Origin of the sequence: Leptolyngbya sp. FACHB-321 (assembly GCF_014695975.1) — a bacterium.
GTDB lineage: Bacteria > Cyanobacteriota > Cyanobacteriia > Leptolyngbyales > Leptolyngbyaceae > Stenomitos.
Genome location: NZ_JACJPI010000074.1, coordinates 172,170 through 196,999, shown reverse-complemented (window position 1 = coordinate 196,999; position 24,830 = coordinate 172,170). Strand labels below are relative to the sequence as shown.

Annotated in this window: 19 protein-coding genes; 14 read left to right on the top strand and 5 right to left on the bottom strand. The window is 50.5% G+C overall.

Going from position 1 to position 24,830, the window contains the following annotated elements:
- Positions 1-385 precede the first annotated feature (385 nt).
- On the top strand, positions 386-2,200 hold the full coding sequence (locus H6F76_RS21885) for an ABC transporter ATP-binding protein (RefSeq protein ID WP_190511536.1): 1,815 nt from the start codon (positions 386-388) through the stop codon (positions 2,198-2,200).
- A 234-nt stretch (positions 2,201-2,434) separates the two neighbouring features.
- On the top strand, positions 2,435-2,977 hold the full coding sequence (locus tag H6F76_RS21880; RefSeq protein WP_190511535.1) for a phycobiliprotein lyase: 543 nt from the start codon (positions 2,435-2,437) through the stop codon (positions 2,975-2,977).
- Positions 2,978-3,032: 55 nt separating this feature from the next.
- Here the strand turns inward: H6F76_RS21880 and H6F76_RS21875 are convergent, their stop codons facing one another.
- From H6F76_RS21875 to H6F76_RS21865, 3 genes are all read right to left on the bottom strand, one after another.
- Positions 3,033-4,160: a hypothetical protein gene (locus H6F76_RS21875; RefSeq protein ID WP_190511493.1), complete on the bottom strand. Its 1,128-nt coding sequence runs from the start codon at positions 4,158-4,160 to the stop codon at positions 3,033-3,035.
- A 242-nt stretch (positions 4,161-4,402) separates the two neighbouring features.
- Entirely contained in the window at positions 4,403-5,149 is a 747-nt protein-coding gene (locus tag H6F76_RS21870; protein ID WP_190511491.1) for a sucrose-phosphate phosphatase, read from the bottom strand.
- An 89-nt stretch (positions 5,150-5,238) separates the two neighbouring features.
- Positions 5,239-5,799, bottom strand: coding sequence for a DUF1499 domain-containing protein (locus H6F76_RS21865; protein WP_242036789.1), 561 nt, complete (start codon positions 5,797-5,799; stop codon positions 5,239-5,241).
- A gap of 277 nt (positions 5,800-6,076) precedes the next feature.
- Between H6F76_RS21865 and hpsE the strand changes: the two genes are divergently transcribed.
- Positions 6,077-7,081, top strand: coding sequence for a hormogonium polysaccharide biosynthesis glycosyltransferase HpsE (hpsE, locus tag H6F76_RS21860; protein ID WP_190511489.1), 1,005 nt, complete (start codon positions 6,077-6,079; stop codon positions 7,079-7,081).
- Between the two features lie 208 nt (positions 7,082-7,289).
- Here the strand turns inward: hpsE and H6F76_RS21855 are convergent, their stop codons facing one another.
- On the bottom strand, positions 7,290-8,465 hold the full coding sequence (locus H6F76_RS21855; RefSeq protein ID WP_190511487.1) for a glycosyltransferase family 4 protein: 1,176 nt from the start codon (positions 8,463-8,465) through the stop codon (positions 7,290-7,292).
- Between the two features lie 485 nt (positions 8,466-8,950).
- Here H6F76_RS21855 and H6F76_RS21850 point away from each other — a divergent pair, with 485 nt between their 5' ends.
- From H6F76_RS21850 to tilS, 6 genes are all read left to right on the top strand, one after another.
- Positions 8,951-9,067, top strand: a complete 117-nt coding sequence (locus tag H6F76_RS21850) for a photosystem II reaction center protein I (RefSeq protein ID WP_106254363.1) — start codon at positions 8,951-8,953, stop codon at positions 9,065-9,067.
- 105 nt (positions 9,068-9,172) lie between these two features.
- Positions 9,173-11,974, top strand: coding sequence for a DUF3769 domain-containing protein (locus H6F76_RS21845; protein WP_190511485.1), 2,802 nt, complete (start codon positions 9,173-9,175; stop codon positions 11,972-11,974).
- A 177-nt stretch (positions 11,975-12,151) separates the two neighbouring features.
- A complete protein-coding gene (locus H6F76_RS21840; protein WP_190511483.1) occupies positions 12,152-13,906 on the top strand; it encodes a DUF3352 domain-containing protein in 1,755 nt (584 codons plus the stop codon).
- A 76-nt stretch (positions 13,907-13,982) separates the two neighbouring features.
- Positions 13,983-15,014 (top strand): c-type cytochrome biogenesis protein CcsB, encoded by a 1,032-nt coding sequence (gene ccsB, locus H6F76_RS21835; protein WP_190511481.1) that lies wholly within the window; start codon positions 13,983-13,985, stop codon positions 15,012-15,014.
- A 147-nt stretch (positions 15,015-15,161) separates the two neighbouring features.
- Positions 15,162-15,527, top strand: a complete 366-nt coding sequence (locus tag H6F76_RS21830) for a KGK domain-containing protein (RefSeq protein WP_190511479.1) — start codon at positions 15,162-15,164, stop codon at positions 15,525-15,527.
- Positions 15,527-16,567, top strand: a complete 1,041-nt coding sequence (gene tilS, locus H6F76_RS21825; protein WP_190511477.1) for a tRNA lysidine(34) synthetase TilS — start codon at positions 15,527-15,529, stop codon at positions 16,565-16,567. The genes H6F76_RS21830 and tilS overlap by 1 nt, the downstream gene beginning before the upstream one ends.
- Positions 16,568-16,615: 48 nt before the next feature.
- On the opposite strand, the gene hmpF is transcribed toward tilS, so the two are convergent.
- The gene (hmpF, locus tag H6F76_RS21820) at positions 16,616-18,373 is read right to left on the bottom strand and encodes a pilus motility taxis protein HmpF (RefSeq protein ID WP_190511475.1); all 1,758 of its coding nucleotides are present in this window, start codon (positions 18,371-18,373) and stop codon (positions 16,616-16,618) included.
- Positions 18,374-19,287: 914 nt separating this feature from the next.
- Here hmpF and H6F76_RS21815 point away from each other — a divergent pair.
- The 5 genes from H6F76_RS21815 (at position 19,288) to H6F76_RS21795 (ending at position 24,665) form a co-directional block, all read left to right on the top strand.
- Positions 19,288-20,604, top strand: coding sequence for a response regulator (locus H6F76_RS21815; RefSeq protein WP_190511473.1), 1,317 nt, complete (start codon positions 19,288-19,290; stop codon positions 20,602-20,604).
- A 108-nt stretch (positions 20,605-20,712) separates the two neighbouring features.
- Positions 20,713-21,078 carry a response regulator gene (locus H6F76_RS21810; RefSeq protein ID WP_190448804.1) on the top strand — a complete coding sequence of 122 codons (366 nt, stop codon included), beginning with the start codon at positions 20,713-20,715 and terminating at the stop codon, positions 21,076-21,078.
- A 9-nt stretch (positions 21,079-21,087) separates the two neighbouring features.
- A complete protein-coding gene (locus H6F76_RS21805; RefSeq protein WP_190448805.1) occupies positions 21,088-21,618 on the top strand; it encodes a chemotaxis protein CheW in 531 nt (176 codons plus the stop codon).
- Positions 21,619-21,631: 13 nt separating this feature from the next.
- Positions 21,632-21,790 carry a hypothetical protein gene (locus tag H6F76_RS21800; protein ID WP_190448806.1) on the top strand — a complete coding sequence of 53 codons (159 nt, stop codon included), beginning with the start codon at positions 21,632-21,634 and terminating at the stop codon, positions 21,788-21,790.
- Positions 21,774-24,665: a methyl-accepting chemotaxis protein gene (locus H6F76_RS21795; RefSeq protein ID WP_190511471.1), complete on the top strand. Its 2,892-nt coding sequence runs from the start codon at positions 21,774-21,776 to the stop codon at positions 24,663-24,665. The genes H6F76_RS21800 and H6F76_RS21795 overlap by 17 nt, the downstream gene beginning before the upstream one ends.
- Positions 24,666-24,830 lie beyond the last annotated feature (165 nt).

The window sequence follows — 24,830 nt, the reverse complement described above, 5'->3', positions numbered from 1 at the left end:
TGCTGACGAATTAGGGCGACTAGCCTACTGCCAACAATCTTTTTCTGCATCAGGAATTTTGCCAAGCGAACTTGTTTGTATTACAATACTACTTCTGTAGTGCTAATCAATTTTGTAGTACTAACCAAGACTTCATGCTGTGCCTTTTAGAAGCGTACTGCGCGTCGCATGTGACAGGGCAAGCATCTGCATTTCTAGCAAGGAAACCTTCCTATAGCAGTTGAAGAGAACCTCAGGACAGACATAAACCTTGGAACTTCCCTTAAGCAAGGGCTTCGATTCATCCCCATCCTTTTGCTATAGCAGAGCTACTGCTGACCGCTACAAACCAGACCGGATCGGTTACACCGCTCGACAAACTGCATCGATCGTTTTAGGAGGAATCATGGCGAAATTTCAAGACATTGTTCGCTACTACCACAGGTATTGGCGGATCTCCGTCTTTAGCATTGCAATGATGAGCGCCTTTGAAGTCATTGATTTATTTGGACCTTACGCGATCGGGCAAATTTTGAATGTGTTGTCTAATCAGGCGCTTGATCAACCTGTACAAGCCCTCATTGCAAGCGTTGCCAGAGCAACAGGGCAACCGCAAAGTCAGACGCTCTCGCTGCTTGTGCTGTTAGCGCTGATTGGTATCGTTTCGGTCGGTCGAGCACCGCTTCAACCTTGGCTGGGTTCCTGGTTTCAATGGGATACGGCCTTTCGTGCCCGTCGGGATCATTCCCAAAAGGCGCTGGAAAAAGTGCTGACCTTACCGCTAGAGTTCTATGACGAAAACAATCCGGGACGCATTGCCGCACGGGTTGCCAAAGGTCTGGCGAACCATACCTGGACATATCCCGAAATCACAGGGCAGCTCCTACCCAAGTTTTTTCGTATTGTGGGTATTGTCACAGTCATCGCGCTGATCGATTGGCGTATTGCGATCGTCGTCCTCTTCTCGTTCATTGGCATTCTCAGCTTTAGCCTGTCTGGTTTAACCCGGTTGACCCAACAGGAGACAACGCTCGATCGCTACACCGAAGACACCGAAAGCCGTAACTCTGAAATCATCACCAACATTAAAACGGTAAAAGCCTTTGCGACGGAAGCACAAGAGCTGACTCGCCAGCGACAGCGGTTTGGTCGCGAGTTTAAGGTGCTGGATTATCGCATCCACAAAGGTTACGTCATGCTGGGTATGTATGAGCGTACGATCGTACAAAGCTGTGTGTTCTTGGTGCTAATTTTCACGCTGATAGCAGCAGCGCGGGGCGAAATTTCGCTAGGGCATTTTGTCACCATCCTGACAGTCTCTAGCATGGCGTATGCCGAGGTCGAGCCGATTAGCCAACTAGCAGAAGTCTTTGCCCGTCGCTATGCCTCTATGATTCGGTTTCACGAATTTATGCAGCTTCCAGACGGCAAGGATGCAGGTAGCTTGGTGCGAGACAAAGATGCTGAACCGTACCAGTTCACAGGCAAAGTGGAATTTTCGCACTTAACCTTTGGATATGACCCAGACCGCCCAGTGTTGAAAGATATCAACCTGCTTATCGAACCGTATCAAACCGTGGCACTCGTTGGGCGATCGGGTTCCGGTAAATCCACCCTGGTCAAGCTCCTGTTCCGTTACTTCGAGCCAAACAGCGGCGGCATCTTGATGGATGGACTCGATGTACGTCGCCTGGATGTAACAAGTTACCGCAAACGACTGGCGATCGTTCACCAGGAAGTGGATATCTTTAACGGGACGCTGCTAGATAACCTCGTCTACGGCAATCCCAGCGCGACCATTCAGCAAGTCCATGAAGCCTGTCGCATTGCTCAAGCGGATGACTTTATCCGCAGTATGCCCAAAGGTTACGCCACGATCGTTGGGGAAAGAGGTGTGCGGCTCTCTGGTGGTCAGCGGCAGCGCATTGGCATTGCCCGCGCCTTAATTATGGAGCCGGATGTACTGATCTTTGACGAAGCTACATCCAGTCTGGATTACGAGTCGGAACGATCAATTCAACTTGCTATGCGTGCCATCCTTGGCACCCGCACGCTGATCATCATTGCCCACCGTCTCAGCACGGTTCGCGAGGCAGACAAAATCGTGGTTTTGGAAAACGGTCATATTGTCGAAGTCGGCAACCACGACGAACTTCTCAATAGGGAAGGTATCTACCGCCGCCTCCACGCCTTACAGGAAACAGGCGAACTGCTAGCTTAATCATCTGCGTTAGGGGTGGGCATCATGTCTACCCCTTTTGTTCAGAAGCAAAGACATTTGCTTTTATAGCAATCGAAGCGAACGTTAGGACAGACGTAAACCTTGAAAGGTCCTTTGAGCAAGGGCTTCTATTTATCCCTCAGCCTTCATCGTTCGCCTTTTTGCTATAAGTAAAGCGCTGCGACCTTACAATAAGTGAGTAGCAAGCATCCAGAAAAAGGATCGTCGTTAACGATGGATATTGTGGAGTTTTTTCAACTCAGCAGCGGTAAATGGTTTTCGCAGCGTAGCAGCCACGATCTAACCCTAAAGCAGTCTGAAAGCGGCAAGTCAGATTTTCAGGTTGAGCTGCTACCCAAGACCGATCCTGTGGTGATCAAGCTATGCGAACAACACAAGCTTGATCCTGCCGTAGCGCTTTGTGGGGTGCGAGTTAGTGGAGACGGCTCAACCGCATGGGATAAGGAGAAACACCCCGGTAGCAGTGTGCTAGTGCCGATCGCCGATTCAAGCAAACCTAATGAAGGCAAGCTGCTGCACGCGCTCAACAATGCCGAAACATCCGTCGTAGGACGCTATGTAGTGGGCAATGATGACGCAGTGACACTGATCATTGAGAACGAGACGCTCTATGCAGAGGAACGGCTGTGGTTTGCTAGCGAAAACTTACGCTTACGCACCAGCCTCTCTAAGCAGGCAAATGGCTTTAGCATGGCAGCGTTTTACACCGAAATTCGTAAGGGTGTTACGGCTCCACCTGCCGAAACCAAGGCTTAACCGTCGATCAAACAATTAACCTGACGCAAGACAAACAAAAAGGAAACGGAGGGGGCTAAGGCTCCACCGCTGGCGCTTCATCATGAGGTTGAGCGACTGCCTTGAGCTTACTGTGAAAGTCTGAGGCTTCTGGGGCGGGCGTGAATTGATGAATGGGCTGCTTGTCAGACGGATCGGTTAGCCAAAGAGGCTGGTAACGTGCTGTTAGATGCAGCCTGAGCTTTGGTTGGAGCGTATGAGCCAGTAGCCCAAAACCAGGAAACATTGTTTTGGCGCTTAGTTCCTGGTTATCGAGCTGCTGCAAAATTCTCGTGATCGAAGCTGCCTGAGAGCTAGGGGTCTGCATTTGAGCACCGTTGCTTAAAGTCACAGAGTTTGTAGCAGTAGTAGCGTGGTCGGTTGCACACGCCTGCTCAACGTCTGATCGAGCGCTGGTTGCTTCAATCAATCCAGCTTGAGCAGTGTCATCGATCGCCACTTGTGCAGCACTCTCTGAAGGCGGTAGCGCAGAAGGCAATAATGCTGAGTCTACAGTCGTTTGCGCGTGTCCCTCCGTCTGTGCATAAGCAAGCGGCTGAGGTGATGGTTCATCCGATCGCAGCATATAAGAGTAGGTCTGCACTAGCGATGGTTCGTTGGGTGCCGCAGTTGATACCGCGACGCGATCGACAGATGGCGAATCAATGGTCGTATCGCCCTGAAGGTTTCTTAGAGCCTGCATCGCATCCGCATTGTGCAAAACAGTTGGCTCACTCTGACAAAGTGGCAACGCAACGACTGGGTACGGAACCGTAGCAACTAACGCCTGGGCTGCTGGCGTTAAAAACAGCTCTTCCTGTGAGGACGGGTTGAGTGACTCAGGGGTATGGGGCAACCGATCGCAAACTAACCGCTCAAACTCATGGTTAAAGTGATAAACAGGCTGACTACGTCGCTGCCATAGAGCGAGAATTTGCTCCACAGAAATCGCTTTATAGCGGCCCTGGTAAAGCGCTTCAATGGTTGCTAGACGTATCCACGCCTCTGGGTACTGCGCTTGCCATACTGACAGCAAGGGCGCGATCGTGTCACCACCCAAATCAAAGCCATAGTGAAGCAGCAAACTGGCAGCAGATACAGCAGCGTCAGGCGATCGTTCGGTAGAGTTTCTGACCAGTTCTGTCATGTGCGTTCGCTGCGGCATAACGGTGCTCAATAGATCAAGTAAAACGCAGCGTACCCCAAGTGTATATTTGGACTCTCATAATGATGAACAATTAGCAAGGCAATGGCGTGCCCTCGCATGAAAGATTTGACCTGATTGCGTCTATACCACTACAAGCAAAAGCGGGTGGAATGGACTAAAAGGTCTCTAATAGGGACCAAAAGCTTAGAGGTATGCAGAAAAGGGTAAGGCATCATCCCTATAAACAGCAACGCCAAAATTCAAAGAAAGCCGAAGTGTTGTAGCCCTTCAAGGATGCCTCCAGCACATTCCGCTAGTGCAAGATAGCGGTTGCGGTTCGGGTTTGCTTGATGCCATTGAAGGAGTTCTGGACGAGCATTGCCAACAATGATGCCGCGTTCTGGGCGATCGCGAAACAGTGCCACATCATTACCAGAATCACCACACGCCACCGTTTGCAGCGGGTCGAATTCTAAATATTGACGGATAAATGCCATTGCCATGCCTTTATTCGCTTGACGTGGCAAAAGATCCAGATCTTTACCACCGCTAAAGATAAGCTGAACCTCCAACCGTTGTTCTGCCAGCAACGCTTCCAAATCGGGGAGAACTTCAACAGCGGCTTGTTCGCTAAGAAAATAACTTACTTTGAACGGGCGTTGCTCTGAATCAGGTTGCGGCGTAAGGTCAACAAAACGGGCAGCACTGTTGACGATTTGTTCACGCTTCCAGCCTTGCGAGAGCATTTCAGACCAAATTGGGTCAGGAGCCTCGCCGCCTTGATGATAAATTTCAGTGCCAACAGCACAGATCAGAATGTCTGGCTGTAGGAGCGTTTTTTCGGTGCTGAGCTGCCGATAGCTGGTGAGCGATCGCCCAGTGGAGTACACAATTTTTGTACCGTACTGCTGGCGGTGCTTCTCTAGCTGGTGGTTGAGGTCACTCATGGCACGATCGTCGCCCACCAGCGTATGGTCCAGATCAGTCACAAAGAGAAAGGGCTTCACGGTCTTTCAGCGCTTGTGGAAGGTTTGCAAGTGTTGGGCTAACCCCCTCAGAGTTTAGCTTCCTGTGGCACCTGTTGTCTTTACCGTTCTTAAGGCTCTAGCGTTGCCCGTATTGCCTCAATGCGCTTGCGGTTCACACCTAGATCAGATTCGCCTAAGCGAGAAGCAGAACGGACTTGAATGCGATCGGCATCGCGATCAAGGTAAAACTCAACGTCATCGACAAAGCCCATGATTGATGAGGTAAATTCCGCACGAATATAGTCAGCAGTAGCCGTCAGCAGACTGACTCTTGGTTGCCCCTGAAGCGTTGCTTTAAGCGTGTCAAAAGCGACTTCTGGCGCAGTGGCATAGCGCAGTGGAGCGATCGCGTGTGCGGGATCTTGGCTCTGGCTGCTTACACAGTTGGGCGTACTTGGACAGGGCGCAAACTTACCCTCCGCTACGCCTAGATTTGCTGGACGCTCGCCCGCGAAAGAAAACAGTGCCCCGACAGTGGATGTCGCTGGCAGTGGCAGCGCCAGAGCTGACGGTGCGACTAGCCAGCAACTCATCGCCAGAAGCATAGACATGAAGCATAGGGGCAGCGCTGACAGCAAGGGCAGTTGCCAGAAGGAGCGATCGTCAACAGCAGGCTTTTTTCTGGACATAGAAATGAGTTTTTTGGAGTAGGTTAGCTCATGAAGCGGTGCTTTAAGCCGCTAGATTTCCGCAAGCTCAATCAGCTACGGTGAGGGGCTATTTGAAGTACCACTTATTTCCTAGCGGCTCAGTTGAAGGCAGTTTGACATAAATACTTAGAAAATGTTTTTTGCAAACATCATCAAAACTTCATGGAAAGTAGCGTAGAAATGAAGAAATTACAAGGTAAGAGTTCTCCAACGTTGGGTACTCATAATGATGTAGGGTTCTTATCGCCATCTCGTCATGCCAATTGACTTTACTGTTGCTGTCCGTACCTATAATGCTGAGAAACGCTTGCCCGAAGTTCTAGACCACCTACTTGCTCAAACTAATGCGGAGGGGTTGCAGTGGGAAGTGCTCATTGTTGATAACAACAGCACCGATCGTACAGCAGCAATTGTTGCCGAATATGCTCAGCGATGGCGGCAGGACAGCCAAATCCGCTTTCTCTGCGAACCACGGCAGGGATGCGGCTATGGGCGTGAACTGGCAATGCGTGAAGCAGCAAGTGAAGCTTTGGTCGGCTTTTTAGATGACGATAATCTTCCAGAACCAACCTGGCTAGCCGCAGCCTATCGTTTTGGTCAAGAACACCCTAAGGCAGGGGCTTACGGGGGCAACATTTATCCACGGTTGGAAGTTGCTTCACCAGAAAACTTTCATCAGATCAAGTTTTTGCTCGCCGTTGGTGATTCTGGAGACGCAGCCTTCCGCTACCCCAAAACATTTGTGCGCCGCCGTTGTCCAGTCAATCCAGGGTGCGTTATTCGTAAGCAGGCATGGCAGGAGGCTGTCCCTCAACATCGCCGATTATGGGGTAGGGATGCGTCCCGGAGTATGGTGGCAACCTGTGCCGAAGATGTGGAGGTCTTGCACTACATCATCAACAGTCACTGGGAGGTTTGGCATAACGGTGAGATGAAGGTATGGCACCATATGCCTGCAAGACGCTTAGAGCCTGAGTATCTGCTTAAAACTGCTCGCAACAGTGGGCTGTCGGCTCATGCTTTGCGGTTGTCTAAGCTGCATCCCTGGCAACAACCACTGCTGACGTTGCTGCTGCCCGCATTCATCCTCTTAGGCGGTTTGAGAGTAGCAGCGTTTTATCTGCGCTACCGCAGTGAGTTGACAACGGATATTGTCAAAGCGTGTCTGTTTCAGCGTCAAATTGGTATTTTCCTGAGTTGCTTTGCCACGCCTCGTGCGCGACGTTATGACGATACCCCCAGTCAATCACAGCAAACTTAGACGATCGGTTGTGTCACATTAGCATTCAGTAGTTTACTGGCAGAAATTTTGCGGTTTCAGCGTTTCATTTAGGATCGTAGATTTAATCAATCCGCAAACTGTACGGGCGAGTTTAGTAGACCAATCCGCACCGTGCAATAGATTTGACGGCAAAACCTGCCCCTACCAAACATCAAACTTATTTAATTTCCATTCCTTAGGTTCTTTCTTAGGAACTCTTGCTTGACGCACGCTTACTATCGACCGCCTCTTTCATCACTGCAAGAATGCGTGGCACATTAATGGCAGCGTTGAAGTCGCGCTCTACAACGCTGCGTCCTTGCACGCACATTTGGTGACACAACGTTGGATTATTCAGTAGCGATCGCATGGCTGCGGCAAGGGCTGATGCATCCCCTACGGGCACCGTGAGACCCGTTTCACCGTGACGTACAATATCGCGGACACCGCCAACCTCTGTGCTGATGACCGCGCAACCAGATGCCATTGCTTCTAAGCATGCCCAAGACGAAAGATCCGCCGTTGTTGGCAGGACGAAGAGACTCGCTTGAGCGTAAAGCTGAGCAAGACGACCATCATTTGGAGCAAGATCTGTGTAGACATACACATTTGGCAACGTTACCGTTGGCGGCTCTTTGGTAACCAGATGGAGTTCTGCACTTTCCGCAAACTGTTGACTAAAAACTTGCAGCAGCACATCGCCGCCTTTGCGGACAAAATCGCCGCCCACAAACAGAATTTTTGGTTTTGCAGCCGCATCAATGCGGAGGAACGTCATGTCCGACCACAGTTCTAAATCTAAGCCTGGGTGAATAGGCTGCACCCTTTGAGACGGAATGCCACACTCATCAACCCAAATATTTTTGCCCCACTCAGACCAGGGAATGAATGCTGCTGTCTGTTTAGCGCACCATAAGTCTAGCCCTAACCGAAACCGATGCCGCCACAGCAATTTGTTGAAGTCTTTGGGATACAGCGGATGCGTGGAGGGGTTAACAACCGGTGGATCATCATTGTTCCAGATGAGGAGGGGCTGTTTCCAAAGCACACTGCGGCAACAGGCAACAGTGTATGCCTCAAACATATGGAACAACACGGCATCAAACTGATGCATGTGTCGCAGCACGGGAAACGATTGGTAAAGAATTACTGCCCGCGTGTAGAACGGTTCGGGTAAGTACCGTAAGGGGTTTGGCTCATCAGGCGCAATAAAATGCTTGATGGGTGCCCAGGTAAGGTCTACTTCAGAGTCACGCTCGGCGTACTTGCGGAAGCTGAGGTAGCGGGTCATGTTGCCCATGCCAACGCTCAGGATGGCTCCAAAGCGATACGGTTTTTGGGTGTTAATGGTCTGAGCTGTGAGATTGTTTGATTGGCGATGCATTAGTTGTTGCTCGTAAAACTCATGCCGTATCTATGGGGCAGGCACGCTCGCCTGACTGAATTGCTCGCTGAGAACTGTTACTTGGCTAGCACATTGCTAAACGTAAGCAATATTTCCACCTGTACTTATACACTCCTACCTATTCCAGAGAGCAAGCAATAGTAGTCGAAGAGAACGTTAGGACAGACATCAACCTTGAAATTTCCTTTGAGCGAGAGCTTCTATTTATCCCTTATTCGTCATCCTTTTGCTGTACGCCTGTTCACAAAAACTGTCGCTTACTCGTCTGAAATTTGCTGTGATAGATGATTATGAGCAATGACACTTCACTGAATCTTTACATCACTATGGAGGCATGATACCGTGTCGTGCAAACAGCAGACGCAACCGCTAAAGCGAAAACGGAACGGCATTTCTGTATGATAGGAGAGCGATCGCGCCATGCGGGTCGATCGTGTATCTTTGATTTTTCTGGAGCTAGTGGTATGGTCACTCTCAAAATTGCCGTCTATATTGTTGTTGCTTTCTTTGTTGCGCTGTTTATCTTTGGCTTTTTGTCTAATGACCCTGCCCGTAACCCGAAGCAGCGCGATTTAGAGTAGACTGAGCCTGCATTGCAACATTATGGTGGGGGTGGCGTGGGCTACCCGCCATTTGCCAGTAAAGCAACCCCCAGGGGTTGCTTATTCGTTTGAGACTGTCGCTATATGCCCTATCCGGTTTCGCCACCGACTCCTCCTGCCCTCATCGCTACTCCGTCTCAAGACGTTAGGCACTCACCACACGCTCCATTGGTTGTTTCAGCACCAGCAGCAACCCAACAGACGGTACCACTGACGCAGCTCCGCCAAGAGAATGCTGTAGCTCCTAGCCCAGCGGCTCCTGAAACGGAAAGCTTGCCGACAGCAGCGACTTTTATTGAGCAGTCGGGGGTGTCGCAAGCGTCGCTCCTTGGCACCTCAACAACAACTGGTTATTTGTTGAAGGATGCCCAGCTTAAAAATGATCAACAAGCGAGCGTTTCTAACCCTCAATCAAAGGCTGTCAAGCCTAAAGAAACGCCTGACAAGGCTGATACGGTCACGGAATGGAAGCAACAGCCCGTAGGAAGGCAGCGTTTAGCTAATGGAGCCCCGTTGCCCAGCCCATTGCCTAGACAGATACCGCCGATCGCCGTTCCACCAGTTAGCGCTCCAGCGACTCGCAATAAACGTACTGCTGTAGAGCGATCGCTGCCTGTTTCAGGTGCCACAGACTCCGGTGAGTCTGTGGTGTACTCTCTCTCAGGGACAACGCAGCCAAACCAGTCAACCCGTGAATCGGCTGTTATCTCAGGGCTGAGTGACGCAATTATCCTGGACGAGTTTGCCCAAGAGACCTTGGCACAGGAAGAAACGGGCATGTCTGGTAAGCCAGGGCTGGTGATCCGTGCTCAAGCGCCTGATCAAACGCCGCTACTCTTACCGATGCCAACGTTGGATCAACCAGCGGGCAATCCAGTGCCAACCCCAACAACTGAGCAACCACCCGTTCAACTAGAGATTCCGACTCAGCCACCAACGCAACCAGAACCAACGCAAGCTCCGCCGAGCACTGGTTCACCACCCTCTGGTGATTCACCGACCACTGGTGGTTCACCGACTCCTGGGACAACTCCGGATGTTGGATCGGTGATTGAGCTAACCGCAGACCGTCAGGAATATGATGAGCAACGCAAGATTTTTACGGCTGAAGGCAATGTTCTGATGCGGTTTCAGGGTGCGTTGCTAGATGCCGATCGTATCCAGGTCAATTTGGACAATCGGCTAGCAGTGGCAGAGGGCAACGTAGCGTTGACCCGTGGCAGCCAGGTTTTGCGTGGACAACGGCTCGACTATAACTTTGTTCAGGGTGCTGGCACACTGTTGAATGCCAGGGGTGAAATTTTTCTTCCCAATACAGGTACCGATCTGGCGCTAGGGTCACGAAATGAAGGCGTGACGATCGCACGTTCTGTGAGCGATCGAGTAACATCTGCCCAACCGACGCAAAATGTCAGTAGCCCCGGCAGCCTCGGTGTCGGCGTCGGCTTTGGACGAGATGCAGCCCGGATTCCTGGTGGTGTGCCTCAAGGGGGGGCAGTCCGACGGTTGCGCTTTGAAGCGGATCAAATTGAGTTCACCCCAGATGGCTGGGTTGCCCAGAACATTCAGATCACCAACGACCCTTTTTCGCCTCCAGAGCTAGTCTTAAAAGCAGAACAGGCGACGTTTACCCGCGTTTCGCCATTACGGGATGAGGTGCGGACAAAACGCCCCCGGCTGGTGTTTGACCAGCGTCTGACCCTGCCCTTCTTCCTACCTGTAGTTGCTTTAGACCGGCGGCAGCGATCGCCGGCTCTCTTTCAGTTTGGTTACGATGACGAAGATCGGGGCGGCTTGTTTATCGAACGTCCGTTCAGAGTGCTATCGTCTGATACCGTTCGGTTTACTCTGTCACCGCAGTTTTTTGTGCAGCAAGCCATCCTTAACGGTGGTAGCCCCTTCAAGGCAGAAAACTTTGGCTTGCGAGGGTCTTTGGAGGTTAACCCCGGTCCATTGACCAGTATTCGAGGCAGGGTATCTTTTACAAGCCTGGATTTGAACGATCTTGAAGATAATGTCAGAGCCAGCCTACGGGCACAGCAATTGGTAGGCGATCACACGTTAGCGTTTGAGTATAGCTATCGCGATCGCCTGTTTAACGGCTCGCTAGGGTTCCAGACGGTGCAAAGTAGCCTGGGAGCCGTATTAATCTCACCCAGAATTATTTTGGGCAAGTCTGGCATTGAGCTAACGTACCAGGTTGGTGCTCAGTACGTGAATGCGGATACTGATCGCCTTGACCTTTTAAGCGCCGATCGCAGCAACAACCGGATTAGCCTGGGTCGGTTTGAGGGAACGGTGCAGCTAGCGCGTGGTTTTACCCTCTGGCAGGGGACTGCGCTACCGCCAACCCCAACAGAAGGTTTACGCTATAGCCCAGTACCCCTCACGCCCTACGTTGGTTTGGGGGTGACGCTGAGAGGGGTTGCCAGTGCCTATACAAGCGGTGATACTCAGCAAAACCTCATTGCTAGTGTAGGTCTGAGCGGTCAGTTTGGGCATTTTTCCCGCAAATTCTTTGACTATACTGCGTTCAATATTGCCTACATTCAATACATTGGAAGCGGGCAATCGCCTTTTCTCTTCGATCGCACAGTTGATAATCGCATTCTTAGTCTTGGCATCACCCAACAGATCTACGGTCCGTTTCGAGTTGGCTTTCAAACTGCTATCAGTTTAGATACAAACAATCAGATCAGCACTGACTACTTTTTGGAATACAGCCGCCGCACCTACGCGATCATCGTACGCTACAACCCAATCCTGTCCATTGGCTCCTTAGGCTTGCGAATTAGTGACTTTAACTGGACGGGTGGCACCGATACGTTTGAAGGAGCAGACATTACCCCAGTTGAAGGTGGTGTGATCTTGCGTCGCGATGAATAGAAGAAAGCGTTAAGCAAGTATTCCTTTGAGCGTTTGTCACTTCTACAGAATCTAGTCCATTACTTCTTTATTCTTGCCGCTCTAACTTTCATGTCATCTTCTTCCCCGGTTGCGTGTCAGGTTTGCTAAAGTGGCAGGGGCATTGCTCGCGCTGTCTAGATAGGAAAGCCCTCCCCCATGACTAAGAAAAAAAAGCCGTCCCTATTATTGCCCGTAGGTGCTGCTGTACTGTTAGTGGGTGGAGGTGCTACTGCCTACTGGTTTCTAAATCAGCGGGGCGGCCCAGGAGACCTGCCGATCGGTGCTGAAGTGATTCCGCAAGATGCACTGATGACGCTCTCGGTCTCGACTGACCCTGGGCAATGGCAACAACTGCGCGAGTTTGGTACACCTCAAAGTCAGGCAGCCTTTGACAAGAACCTGGCGCAACTGCGCGATCGACTCTTGACTGCCAATGGCTACGATTATGCAAAAGATATTCAACCCTGGATTGGCAAAGAAGCAAGCATTGCCTTGTTGTCACCACAGCCCCTTGCCGCTGCGCCAAATACCCCTGCACCTGCGGCTCCTAAGCCTTTAGCGATCGTGGTACTGCCGATTCAAAACCCGCTACAGGCAAAGCAGCTTTTGGAGCAGCCGAGACCCCAGGCAGGCAAGCTAGTAGACCGCACCTACAAAGGTTTCCAGATTAAAGAGACGCAGGGCAAGGCAGAGAATATTTCGGCAACGGTGTTTGACGGCAGATTACTGGTGGTCACCACCGATCCCAAAGCAATGGATCGAGCGATCGATACCTATAAAGGTGAACAAGGGCAAGCAGCGCTGAAGGCAACTCCAGGCTATGCCCAAGCGGTTAGTAAGATCCAGACAGCACAAACGTTTGGTAAGCTTTACCTCAACTTTCCAGCCGCTACTGCCTTTACGGCAGCCAATACAGGCAAGGCAGCACCACCGAACCTGGCACAGACACAGACGCAAGGTGTGGCAGCGACGTTAAGCTTGGAGACCGAGGGCGTTCAGTTTAAAGGTGTAACCTGGTACAAGCCCGATAGCCAAAAAACCTTTCAAGTGGAGAACAAGGGCAAAAGTATGCCGGGTCGTCTGCCAGCCAGCACGCTCTTGATGGCATCAGGCGGCAACTTGAGGCAGTTCTGGCAGAATTACAGCCAGGGCGCAACAGCCATTAACCTTGCAGTACCCGCGTCACCAGATTGGTTGCCAAACGCTTTGAAATCAACCGTTAACCTGGATCTAGAGCAGGACTTTCTGACGTGGATGCAGGGTGAATTTTCACTAGCACTGGTTGCGACACCCGATGGTAGTCCCGCTGGTTTACCGTTCAACCTCTTGTTTATGGTGCAGTCGAACGATCGACGAGCAACGGAAGCCACATTCAAACAGCTAGACCAGACAATGGCAGAGAAGTATAAGTTCAAGGTTGAAGCGGCTAAGGCAGGCGATCAACCCCTTACTAACTGGTCGTTGCCAGCACTTGGGTTTACTGCCTCCCACGGTTGGCTGACCGACAATGTGGCGTTTATTGCGCTTGGTTCGCCAACCGTTTCAGTGGTGAACGAAATCTTGCCGAAACCCTCTGCCTCGCTAGCCGATAGTCAAGCCTTTAAAACCAGTGTCCCATCTGGTCCCACTCCTAACAACGGCAATTTCTTCGTGAATGTGGATGCCTACAAAGCGAAGAACCTACCGCTACCGCAACTGCCGCTTGGCAATCAAAATCTGCTTGATGCTATTCGCTCGATCGGTGTCACAGCAGGTATTAGCGACGCTCGCACCACGCGCTACGATGTCACCGTGTTGTTGCAAAAGGCTGGCAAACCTGCCCCTCTGCCTAGCCCTACAGTGCCTGCTAATACTCCATCGCCAACTAATAGCCCAGCGCTCGAGCTTCCTGGTGCTGTTCCATCCCCCTAACAAAACTTCCTAACTATTCTCAAGAATCGTAGGATAGAGAAAGGGCATTGGTTCAAAGCCTGGAGAAAAATACGGCATGGATTTGGTTAGACTGCAAACTATTTTTGATAATGCGTCCTTTGCAATTCTGTTTGCGACAGCGCTGGTGTATTGGGTTGGGGCAGCCTTTCCTCGTGTACCCTACCTGTCGCTGTTAGGCACAACGGGCATGGCGATCGCCAACCTCTGTATCGCTGCTCTTTTGGGCGCACGCTGGCTAGAAGCTGGCTACTTTCCCCTCAGCAACTTGTATGAGTCGCTCTTTTTTCTCACATGGGGCATCACCGCCATTCATTTGGTTGCCGAGAACATGAGCGACAGCCGCCTTGTTGGTGTAGTAACGGCTCCAGTTGCAACAGGCATCACTGCTTTTGCAGCACTGACGCTACCGAAGGATATGCAAGCCTCTGCGCCTCTGGTGCCTGCGTTGAAATCCAATTGGCTAATGATGCACGTTAGCGTGATGATGTTGAGTTACGCCACGCTCATGGTGGGATCGCTGCTGTCGATCGCCTTTTTAGTGGTTACACGGGGTCAAAAAATTGAGCTACGTGGCAGTTCAGTGGGTACAGGGGCGTATCGCGATCGTACGTATCAACTGCGACGTGACGGCGAACTGGTGATACCTGCAACAGCGCTTTCCAGCACATCAACGAATCCGCAAACAGAGCTAAATGGTAGCACCGCTACGGCAGTACTCAATGCTCCGACTGTAGCCCCTGTTGCAATGCCGCTCTCACCCCAACGCCTGAGTCTTGCCGATACGCTAGACAATATTAGCTATCGCATTATTGGGCTAGGCTTTCCGCTACTGACGATCGGTATTATTGCTGGTGGTGTTTGGGCAAACGAAGCATGGGGTTCTTACTGGAGTTGGGACCCTAAAGAAACTTGGGCACTCATCACCTGGCTGGTCTTTGCCGCTTACCTGCACTCTCGCATTACCAAAGGTTGGCAAGGTCGTCGTCCAGCCCTTTTAGCAACCGTTGGGTTCGTAGTCGTCTGGGTTTGCTACCTGGGTGTAAATTTGTTGGGCAAGGGACTTCATAGCTATGGGTGGTTTCTTTAAGTGGGAAGGATGAGAGATACAAGATGAGGGATAAAAGCTAAAAGGGTGATTAGAGTCAATGCACTCCTAGCGTTCAGCTCAAAGCTCAAAACTACGTTCTCATTTCCTCTCACCTCACTCCCTGTAATTGACGTTTAACAGTAGACGATGGATAACCAATTTGAACCGCTGAATAATGACGAGGTGCTGTTTATCAACGTAGGTCGGGTATTGATGGTGAATCCCACATTTAAAGTGGGCGAATTTATTGATGCCCTGGCTCAGGCTATTAGCGATCGCGAAACTGACTGGTCTGACGATAACGAAGGCTGGTTTGGTGAGGGTTTACCCTGCGAAGCGCTCCGCTTTGGCACTCAAGGCTGGCAGCGTGGTCGGGTTCGCATTCGTCTAGAGTTTGTCCCAGACGCCAGCAAACCTAAAATGCTAGATGTGCCTCGTGAACGAACACGCCGCCCTGAGAAGCCAGACCCCAAATTTGATGATGTTTATAACGATATTGATGACGATTACTAATGCCAGAGGCAGCCTTCGATCGCTCTAATGCTCGGCATTCGCAAGGCTCTTCTAATCAGGGTTGGATACCCCTGCATGCACACCTGCATCGAACGCTAAAAGAACGGCAATTGTTAGTACAGAAACAACGTGTGCTAGTTGCCGTTTCGGGTGGTCAAGATTCGCTTTGTCTGGTCAAACTGCTCTTAGACCTGCAACCTAAATGGGGATGGCATTTGGCGATCGCTCACTGTAACCATCGCTGGCGGTTAGACTCTGATGCAAACGCTGTTTATGTGAGTCAACTTGCGTGCAACTGGCAAATCCCTTACTACCAACAGACTGCTGAAAGCAGCACGATCAGCGAGGCAACGGCACGGCAGTGGCGCTATGAAGCTTTGACAACGATTGCCCAACAGCACGACTATTCCTGCATTGCGACAGGACATACTGCCAGCGATCGTGCAGAAACCCTCCTCTACAACCTGATGCGCGGTAGTGGCGCTGATGGCTTGCAAGCGCTTGTCTGGAAACGTCTCCTCACCCCTGCTATTCAGTTAGTGCGCCCCCTTTTAAGCATGACTCGTGCTGCAACAGGGCAGTTTTGCCATGATGCTCAGTTACAAGTTTGGGACGACACAACGAACGACGACCTGACCTATGCCCGTAACCGCATTCGTCAAGAACTCTTGCCTTCCTTGCATCACTTCAATCCACAAGTAGAATATGCTTTGTCCCAAACAGCAGAACTACTCCAGGCAGACGTAGAGTACCTTGAAGCACAAGCAGCAGCGTTACTTCAGCAGGCACAACATCCTGCTCGCCCAGGACTCGATCGCTCTCTTCTAAAACACGCTCCCCTTGCACTCCAACGCCGCACTGCCCGTCAATTTCTCCAGCAAGCCTTACCCTCCGCTCCCAACTTTGACCACATCGAGAAACTGGTGAGCTTAATTACAGCACCGAATCGATCACAAACCGATCCCTTTCCAGGCGGTGCGATCGCTCACGTCGAAGCTAACTGGATCTGGCTCAAGCACTACAATGACAGTTGCGGCTGAAGAAACGCATAACCAAGATCAAAGTAGTTTACTACCCAAAGTTAGTTCTTAAGATGCAGCGAGTTCTGGCGTGCTGGTAAGGTTGGCGAGGATTTGGCGCATTTCGGCGATCGCCTGCCCTTGATGTTCTCCTGTTTCCTGAAACTGAGTGATTGTGCCTGAAATACCGTCAAGCCGTTGCCGCAAACTGTCTACATTATCCTGAATCGGCTGAAGCATTTCCTGATAGAGGTTCACGCGCCCCCAGGTTTCAGCGGCGGCAGAACGGCGATCGAGCAGGGCTTGTTCTAACTGTTTGAGTTCGTTGCGCTTGTTTTCTTGTTCCGTTGCTTGTGTATTGACCATGCCCTGTGCCTGATCGATCGCGCCGCGCATTTGTTCGATTTGGCTCTCCAGCTTTTGCAGTTCTTCGACTTGCTGCTGCCGTTGGGCTTCAATTTGGCTCAGAATGGGTCCCAGATCGATATCGTTTTCTTGTATCGCTGAATCAGTATTGCCCTGACGACGTAACAGCACAGTGCGGTGCTGGCTCAACAGACCATCGCGTTCTCGCAGGTTACGGCGCTGACCAACCAGAGTTTCGTTGAGCATCTGGTAGCCGTCTTGCTCATCTGCCAGTTCGTTTTCCAAGTTAAGACGATCATACTCATTGGCTGCCTGGATCTTTGCTTGTAGGTCGTTAATTTCCTGCTGCTTGTAACGCAGTTCCTCTTCTTGGCTTTCCACAAACTGAGAGAGCTTCTGCAAATCGCGCTCTAGATCGCTGACGACCTTTTGCAGTTCGTCGATCGGCAGCTTCTCAAGGGCTTCAACATCCACTTTTTGCCCAATCTTGACCTTATCAGAGCTGTCTGCCAAGCCGTAAAGCTGCTGATGTAGATCCTCTTGGTTTTGGATTTGTATACCTAGCATCCGGGCATACTCTTGCCGCACGTTGAGCGACGTTTGTTGTACCTTCAGTTCTGCCCGCCCTTGTTCTAGCGACTCTTGCGCCTGGTTCCACTCGTGCCAGCGCTGGTGAATGTCTTGAGTTTGGCGATCGGCTTCGTCTTGCAACTGCTGCGCGGTGGATCGCTGTTGCTCCAAATTCTGCCACTGCTGATTGAGCGTGTTTTGCTGCTGCACCAAAATTTCTACCGAAGCATTCAGTTGGTCTCGTACCACATCTGTAGAGGGTACTGCACCTGCCAACCGATTCAGCAAGTCTTGAATAATGCGTGCCTGCTCATCGTCGAGAAAGGCAGTCTGCTGAAACTCTGCCTGCCGCTCTTCTAGACGACTCATCTCGCCACGCAGATGATTCCAAGCTCCTTCTAACTCCTGACGGTTGCGCTCAAATTCATCGCGCTGCTGGTTCACTTCATCACGTAGGGTTTCAAACTCCTGACGCTGCTGCTCTAGCTGTTCAAAGTCGTCCTCCATCTGCTGGAGTTGCTCACGTCGGGTTTCCATCTCCATTTCCCGACGATTGAGTTCCTGACTCTGATACGTCAGAGACTGCTTCCATTGTTCAATCTCTTCTTCTTGTGTCTTAAACTTTTCTTGCAGTCGCGAAAAGTTCTGGAGAATGCTAACCAGTTGCCGTCCGGCTTCCTGGACACGCTGCACTTGCTTATTGGCTGTAAGGTCAACCAGTACTAGAGCGCCACCGTTGTAGTTGTTTGCCTCATCGCAACCAACGACTTCTTCACTAGTTACTGCACTCCAGCTTTGTTCAGACCGCTGGCAAGCAAGCAGCTTCAACTCTGCCTTGCCGCCACCCAGCAAGCCACCGCTCTTTTTTTGTACTTCTGCAAGATACAGCACGCTGATAATCCTCTTCTGTGTCTGTGCCCAATCTCGATCGCCACTTAAGCAATCTGGTGTCCAATAGACTAGTTTGGGATAGTCTGACCAAAGCCACTAAACCTAGTGTAATCAGACAACCCTATCAGAACAATCCTTATATCTAGTCGCGATCGTGCAAATCTAGTTGCTTAATGCCAGTGCGCCAACGTTTAATCAACGTCATCAGCTACCGTATACCTTTGTCTTCAACCTAGTTTATAACGCACGATGTTGACTGCAATGCTCAAATCAAGAACTACAGCATTGTAGTTCTACGAATTATGCCTGCATCAAAGTATCTCTACCACAGACTAGCACTGCTGAAAGCTAAGACAGACCATCTTTGTCAACAGACTAGTCAGTCTTTACCCTGCTACTCCAGGTTAGACGCCCCTTCCAGGCACCAATTTTTCTCTTAGACGTACTTTCAAAGATAACGTCAATCGCACCCATTAGCACTCTAGTCCCTGAGTATGCCATTTTGCCATCCGTAAAGCTAGCAGCTTTTCAGACAGGTTAAGGTATTACACATAATTCCCCCCCAGGTACGAACAGTAAAGAACTGTAACGTAGGAAACGGTAAGTCTCTACCTTCAGACATCTCTGTTCTTAACGCCGACGGAAAGCGAAGAGTGCTCCTATTACGCGATGTTAACGCAGATAGACAGTCACGCGATGACCTATGCGATCGCTAGTTGCAACAGCCATAAGTTGGAAAAACTGAGAGATTCGATCAATAAAGGTATCAAGGGGGAGTATAAAAGTTGTATCAGCCCGTTGTCTTAGCCAGTCAGCGGCTGGTACATCAGAGATTCTTTGCCAAGCGACTACTGCTGCAAAAGATGCCTGAATCGAAACAAGTTCCAAGCGTTTGAGGAAAAGGCTGGAGTTTCATGCAGGGGAAGTTGAATGAAATTGACATTCGTAGCATTCTGCAACTCATTGAGTTGGGGCAGCGAACGGGTGAGCTTTTTGTCGAAGCGTATCCATCGCAACCAAGCGGCATGGGCAACCCTGGCATGGTTTATGTGCAAGATGTGCGTGCGTCAAAAGCACTGGCAGAGCAGTATTGGTTTGTTTTTTTCCTAAATGGAGAGATTGTCTATGCAGCTGATCGCGCCACCAGTTTATCGCGGCTGTCAGATTACCTTCGGCGCTATCGGGCAGAGGCGACGCTGAGTAGTCTAGTGGTGCCGTCGATCGCAACCACCAATGCACCAGAGTACGGCTATTTATGGGCACTGCTTGAAAACCATATCCTAACCCCAGCACAGGGTCGCAGCATTATTCAAAGCATGGTGCATGAGACGCTGTTTGACCTGTTAAGCCTGCATCAAGGCTCGTTCATCTTTGAGTTGGGACCAGCGCTTTCACCACAGTTGACCACGCTAGAGATGACACCTCTACTGGCAAAAATTATGAAGCAGGTGCAGGAATGGAAGCAGTTTCATCCCCATATTCAATCGCCCGACCAATGCCCAGTGATCGCAGACCTTGCCATGCTTCAAGACACGCTGTCTAAACGCACGTTGGCAACCTTAGACCGCTATGCTGACGGTAAAACGTCGATTCGTCAAATTGCACGTTATTTGAATCGCGATAGTTTAACCGTAGCGCGGGCAATCTATCCTTATGTACAGAAGGGTGTAATTCAACTTATTTATGGTACTACCAAAGAAAATGAGTCGGGTAGCGGTGTCAAGCCCGTGCGTTCTAGAGAATTTGGACGACTGCCCGAACCTAGACCGTTGAGAGTTGTTTGCATTGACGATGGCGTAACGGTACGAGAAACGGTGGAGCACATTTTGCGGCAACATAGCTATGAAGCAACAGCGATCGGCAACCCGTTGAAGGCACTTAGTCTTGTCTTTCAGCTCAAGCCTGATTTGATTCTTTGCGATATTGCAATGCCTGAATTGGACGGGTATGAAATCTGCGCCATGCTGCGGAAGTCCACCGCATTTCGCCAAATTCCGATCGTGATGCTGACAGGCAAGGATGGCTTTATTGATCGCGTGAAAGCCAAAATGGTCGGTGCAACTGATTACTTAACAAAACCCTTTGGTGAAAGTGAGCTTTTAATGTTGGTTGAAAAGTACATTGGTGCAGGCGAACAATATAGTAGCCAGCACAACGATGCACTCAATAATGTAGACAATGATCTGGAAATTGATTGGACAGATGCTGACTCAACATTGACATCCGTTTAGCGCTAAATCGAGGATACTTTATGGATTACATAGTTTTAGGGTGAATACTAAGGTGAATAGCGTTGGGTCTTCCCGTTAACGTTTCAGCCGGCAAGCAGGGAAAGGAATATGAGTACAGTTCTGGTCGTGGAAGATAGTGTGACTCAACGAGAGATGATTACCGATCTCTTAAAGGGGAGTGGTTTAAGTGTGACGGTAGCTGGTGACGGCGTTGAGGCATTAGAGAAAATTCAAGGACATCGACCTGATCTAGTGGTGCTAGATATTGTCATGCCGCGCATGAATGGTTATGAAGTCTGCCGTCGCCTCAAAGCCGATCCTAAGACTCAAGATGTGCCCGTTGTCATGTGTTCATCCAAAGGGGAAGAGTTCGATCGCTACTGGGGCATGAAACAGGGCGCTGATGCTTATATTGCCAAACCTTTTCAGCCGACCGAATTAGTGGGAACAGTCAAGCAATTGTTGCGGGGTTAAGCAAAAGCAATGGTCGGCAATCCAGATTTTTTAACGGGCAGGGGGCAAGATCAGGCACCCGAATTTCAGGAGTTGGAAAGTCCTGAAGGTGAGCTGCACTTGCGGTTTTACATCACATCCGGCAGTGAATTTGCGCTACCAGCGATGGGGATTCGAGAGGTATTGTCGCCATCACCCGATCGGATTACGCCCGTGCCGAATGTTTCACCACTGCTTTTGGGTACTCTTAATGTACGCGGACGTGTCGTTTGGGTTGCCGATCTTGGTCAATTCTTGGGCGATCCAACGCCATTGAATACAGATAAACCAGAAGTTCAAGTTATTGCTGTTGAAGACCAAGACATTATGCTAGGTTTAGCGGTCGATCGCATCGTTGGTATGGACTGGCTGGATATTGAGGAGGTGCAGATGTCTACCAATGTGCCCGATAGCGTTGCTCCGTTTCTACGTGGTGAGTGGGTTTTAGATGCACAAGCAAATAAGTTTCTCCGACTATTAGATCAGATTGCCATTCTGCGATCTGCTCGATGGGCAGCCTAGGAGAGAAATTGACGTGAAAAAAACACGAACTAGCGGTAAAACTGAGAAACAAGTCACGCGGATTGAGTGCGGTGTCGGTCAGAGCCAAGCCGTACGTCGCAGAACCTCCGCTATGCCTAAGCTACAGCACTCAATACGCAACTGGGAGGAGGCAAATGGCAACTGGCACTGAATACGCACAAGAATATCAGCAAGCGCAAAAGGCATATGTGCAGGGCAACTATGAGGAGGCGGCGGAAATCGTTGATCGCCTTATTAAAGAATTTCCTGAAGATCCCAGCGCATCGTTGCTACGTGGTCATGTCTATTGCTACGGGCTACAGCAGTTCGCGATCGCTAGAGACCAATACCAATCAGTGCTGGGGCTGACAACCGATCAGGAGTTTATCAACTACGCTAACGATGGTCTAGCTTACATTGATAGCCAGGCAGGCGATGCGGGTGAAGATAATTTTGGTGGAGCGATCGCGTCTGATGTCTATGCGTCATCCGAACCAGCTATTCCGTCTACGGATTGGGACCAGGATGATAACCTGAGCTTCAACAATCTGGATTTAAGTAATGAGTTTGACAATGCGTTCGGTGCTGATGACCTTAGCTTTGACCCCAATTTTGACTCAAACTTCGACTCCAGCTTTAACTCTGCATCAGACACATACGGGCAGGATTTTGCGTCGTTAGCAAACGAGCCGTTCGCTAGCCCATTTGATAATGGTACGCAGTTACAGGAAGCCAGTGCCTTAGACAGTTTTGATTCTCTCTCTGATCCATTCTCGGTTGATGCAGCACTGGATCATCCGCAAGATGACGCATTCTCGCAGCTGCCAGCAGAACCGCTGAACTTTGACACTAATAGTACACCTGGTGCGATCGACTTCGATGTACCCGATTTCAGTACGCCTGATTACGGCACGTCGGACTTTAGTACGTCGAGCTACGGCACACTATCCACTCCCAACAATGACCAGTTTGCTGCCGCTTTAGACGAGTTTGATGATGCGTTTGCACCACTGGATCTGCCAGGCGCATCACCGATCGATCAGCCATCCTACACGATTGAAAACGATCACTCCACGCCCCCTTTAGATACAGCTCGTAACAGCAGCAATCACCGCATCACCGAAGATGAGACCCTGTTTATGGGTAGTACGGGGGTGTATGAGAGTGATCAGTTTGGGGCAGCCAGCGGCTTTACACAAGAGCCAGCAGACTCCCTCTACAGTGACCGTGCTAATGCAGATTCTGGTAGCAGCAGGCAAACCAGCGCCGACTTTCTAGATGAGTTTGACGAATTTGATGATCTTGGCAATCTCGCCGATTTTGATCTTTCAGAAAATTCTGCTGGCTTTACAAGCCCCTCTGTCAATGCTAGTTTTGATTTACCAGGAAGCGGTGCTTTAGCAAGTAGTAGTACTGCTGGTGACTTTGACTCCATGGGCTTTGGCAGTAACGGCACCCGTTCTACCATCTCCGATGATGAAGTCTTCAGCATCTCCAGTACGTCTGAGCAAGTACCAACATTTACCCAGTCTGACCAGCAAGGAGTTGAACCTAGTCCTAGCGTTGAACAAGGGGCACTAGCGTTTTTAGAGAATGCGCCTATTGAACGTAAGCAGTTCTACACTGCGGTCACAGCGGGGATCTTTTCAGCAGTGGCTGTGGCTGTGGTGAATCTTATCTCTACTAGCACCTTACCTGGCACGGGTGAGAATGCCACACCTCGAGAAAAGGAACTCTCCAGTGCGGTCATTTCGCGACTTCAGGGCACTGGCTGGGCGATGGCTTTAGTGGGCGGTTTGTCGGGTGGGATGGCAGCCTTTGCTGTAGGGCAATTTACTGCCAAGAAAATCAAGCAATCGACGGATGATTTGCAAGCGCAATTTAATTCGGTTTGTCAGGGCAACTTGAATGCTCGTGCTACGGTTTATACCGAAGATGAATTTGGTCATCTCTCATCGGGCTTCAACCAGATGGCACGGGTCATTCTTACCACTACCAGTGAAGCGCAACGCAAGGCAGAAGAGCAAGAGCAAGCGAAGGAAGATTTGCAGCGTCAGGTGATTCGACTGCTAGACGATGTGGAAGGCGCAGCTCGTGGTGACTTGACGGTGCAGGCAGAGGTAACGGCAGACGTGCTGGGTGCCGTTGCTGACTCGTTCAACCTGACGATCCAAAACCTGCGAGAAATTGTGCAACAGGTGAAAGTAGCAGCGCGGCAGGTTAGTAAAGGCTCGACCGACAATGAAATGTTTGCCCGTAGTTTGTCGTCTGATGCACTCCGACAGGCAGAAGAGCTTGCAGTCACGTTGAACTCGGTGCAGGTGATGACCGACTCGATTCAACGGGTGGCAGAAAGCGCCCGGGAAGCGGAGGAAGTCGCACGATCGGCATCGGCAACCGCGCTTAAGGGTGGGGAAGCAGTAGAACGGACTGTGGCAGGTATCCTCGAAATCCGCGAAACGGTGGCAGAAACCACGCGCAAGGTGAAACGCCTTGCAGAATCATCGCAAGAGATTTCTAAGATCGTCGCTTTGATTTCGCAAATTGCCTCTCGTACCAACTTGCTGGCACTTAACGCCAGTATTGAAGCAGCACGGGCAGGCGAAGCGGGTCGTGGGTTCGCGATCGTTGCTGACGAGGTGCGACAGTTAGCTGACCGTGCCGCCAAAGCCTCGAAAGAAATCGAACAAATCGTATTGCAAATTCAGGGTGAAACAGGCTCTGTAATGACCGCGATGGAGGAAGGGACGCAGCAGGTTATTGAAGGCACTCGATTAGCAGAACAGGCAAAGCGATCGCTCGAAGATATCATTCAGGTTTCTAATCGAATCGACGTACTAGTGCGTTCGATTACAGCAGACACTGTTGAGCAAACTGAGACCTCACGCGCGGTCGCTCAGGTCATGCAATCGGTTGAGTTGACCGCTCAGGAAACCTCTCAGGAGGCGCAAAGAGTGTCTGGTTCGCTGCAAAACCTGGTGGGTGTTGCCCGCGATCTACTTACATCTGTAGAACGGTTCCGCGTTGAAACGATCGAGCGCAAATAGCGTTAGACCACAGCGCTCGGCGTCAGGTGTCAATTTCAGATGTATCAGGTACAGTAGAGCAATTCAGGTGTGTTATGCGAACTGGCTTATATAAGCCTCGTTATATCGTTGCTGTCAGCCTGGATAGCGGCTCACAAAGCCTCAAGCTAGACACACCACGACTAA

Bases quoted from the DNA above. Each gene is read 5' to 3' on its own strand.
- H6F76_RS21885 (WP_190511536.1), top strand. From the start codon at position 386: ATGGCGAAATTTCAAGACATTGTTCGCTACTACCACAGGTATTGGCGG.
- H6F76_RS21880 (WP_190511535.1), top strand. From the start codon at position 2,435: ATGGATATTGTGGAGTTTTTTCAACTCAGCAGCGGTAAATGGTTTTCG.
- H6F76_RS21875 (WP_190511493.1), bottom strand. From the start codon at position 4,160: ATGCCGCAGCGAACGCACATGACAGAACTGGTCAGAAACTCTACCGAA.
- H6F76_RS21865 (WP_242036789.1), bottom strand. From the start codon at position 5,799: ATGTCCAGAAAAAAGCCTGCTGTTGACGATCGCTCCTTCTGGCAACTG.
- hpsE (WP_190511489.1), top strand. From the start codon at position 6,077: ATGCCAATTGACTTTACTGTTGCTGTCCGTACCTATAATGCTGAGAAA.
- H6F76_RS21855 (WP_190511487.1), bottom strand. From the start codon at position 8,465: ATGCATCGCCAATCAAACAATCTCACAGCTCAGACCATTAACACCCAA.
- H6F76_RS21850 (WP_106254363.1), top strand. From the start codon at position 8,951: ATGGTCACTCTCAAAATTGCCGTCTATATTGTTGTTGCTTTCTTTGTT.
- H6F76_RS21845 (WP_190511485.1), top strand. From the start codon at position 9,173: ATGCCCTATCCGGTTTCGCCACCGACTCCTCCTGCCCTCATCGCTACT.
- H6F76_RS21840 (WP_190511483.1), top strand. From the start codon at position 12,152: ATGACTAAGAAAAAAAAGCCGTCCCTATTATTGCCCGTAGGTGCTGCT.
- ccsB (WP_190511481.1), top strand. From the start codon at position 13,983: ATGGATTTGGTTAGACTGCAAACTATTTTTGATAATGCGTCCTTTGCA.
- H6F76_RS21830 (WP_190511479.1), top strand. From the start codon at position 15,162: ATGGATAACCAATTTGAACCGCTGAATAATGACGAGGTGCTGTTTATC.
- tilS (WP_190511477.1), top strand. From the start codon at position 15,527: ATGCCAGAGGCAGCCTTCGATCGCTCTAATGCTCGGCATTCGCAAGGC.
- H6F76_RS21815 (WP_190511473.1), top strand. From the start codon at position 19,288: ATGCAGGGGAAGTTGAATGAAATTGACATTCGTAGCATTCTGCAACTC.
- H6F76_RS21810 (WP_190448804.1), top strand. From the start codon at position 20,713: ATGAGTACAGTTCTGGTCGTGGAAGATAGTGTGACTCAACGAGAGATG.
- H6F76_RS21805 (WP_190448805.1), top strand. From the start codon at position 21,088: ATGGTCGGCAATCCAGATTTTTTAACGGGCAGGGGGCAAGATCAGGCA.
- H6F76_RS21795 (WP_190511471.1), top strand. From the start codon at position 21,774: ATGGCAACTGGCACTGAATACGCACAAGAATATCAGCAAGCGCAAAAG.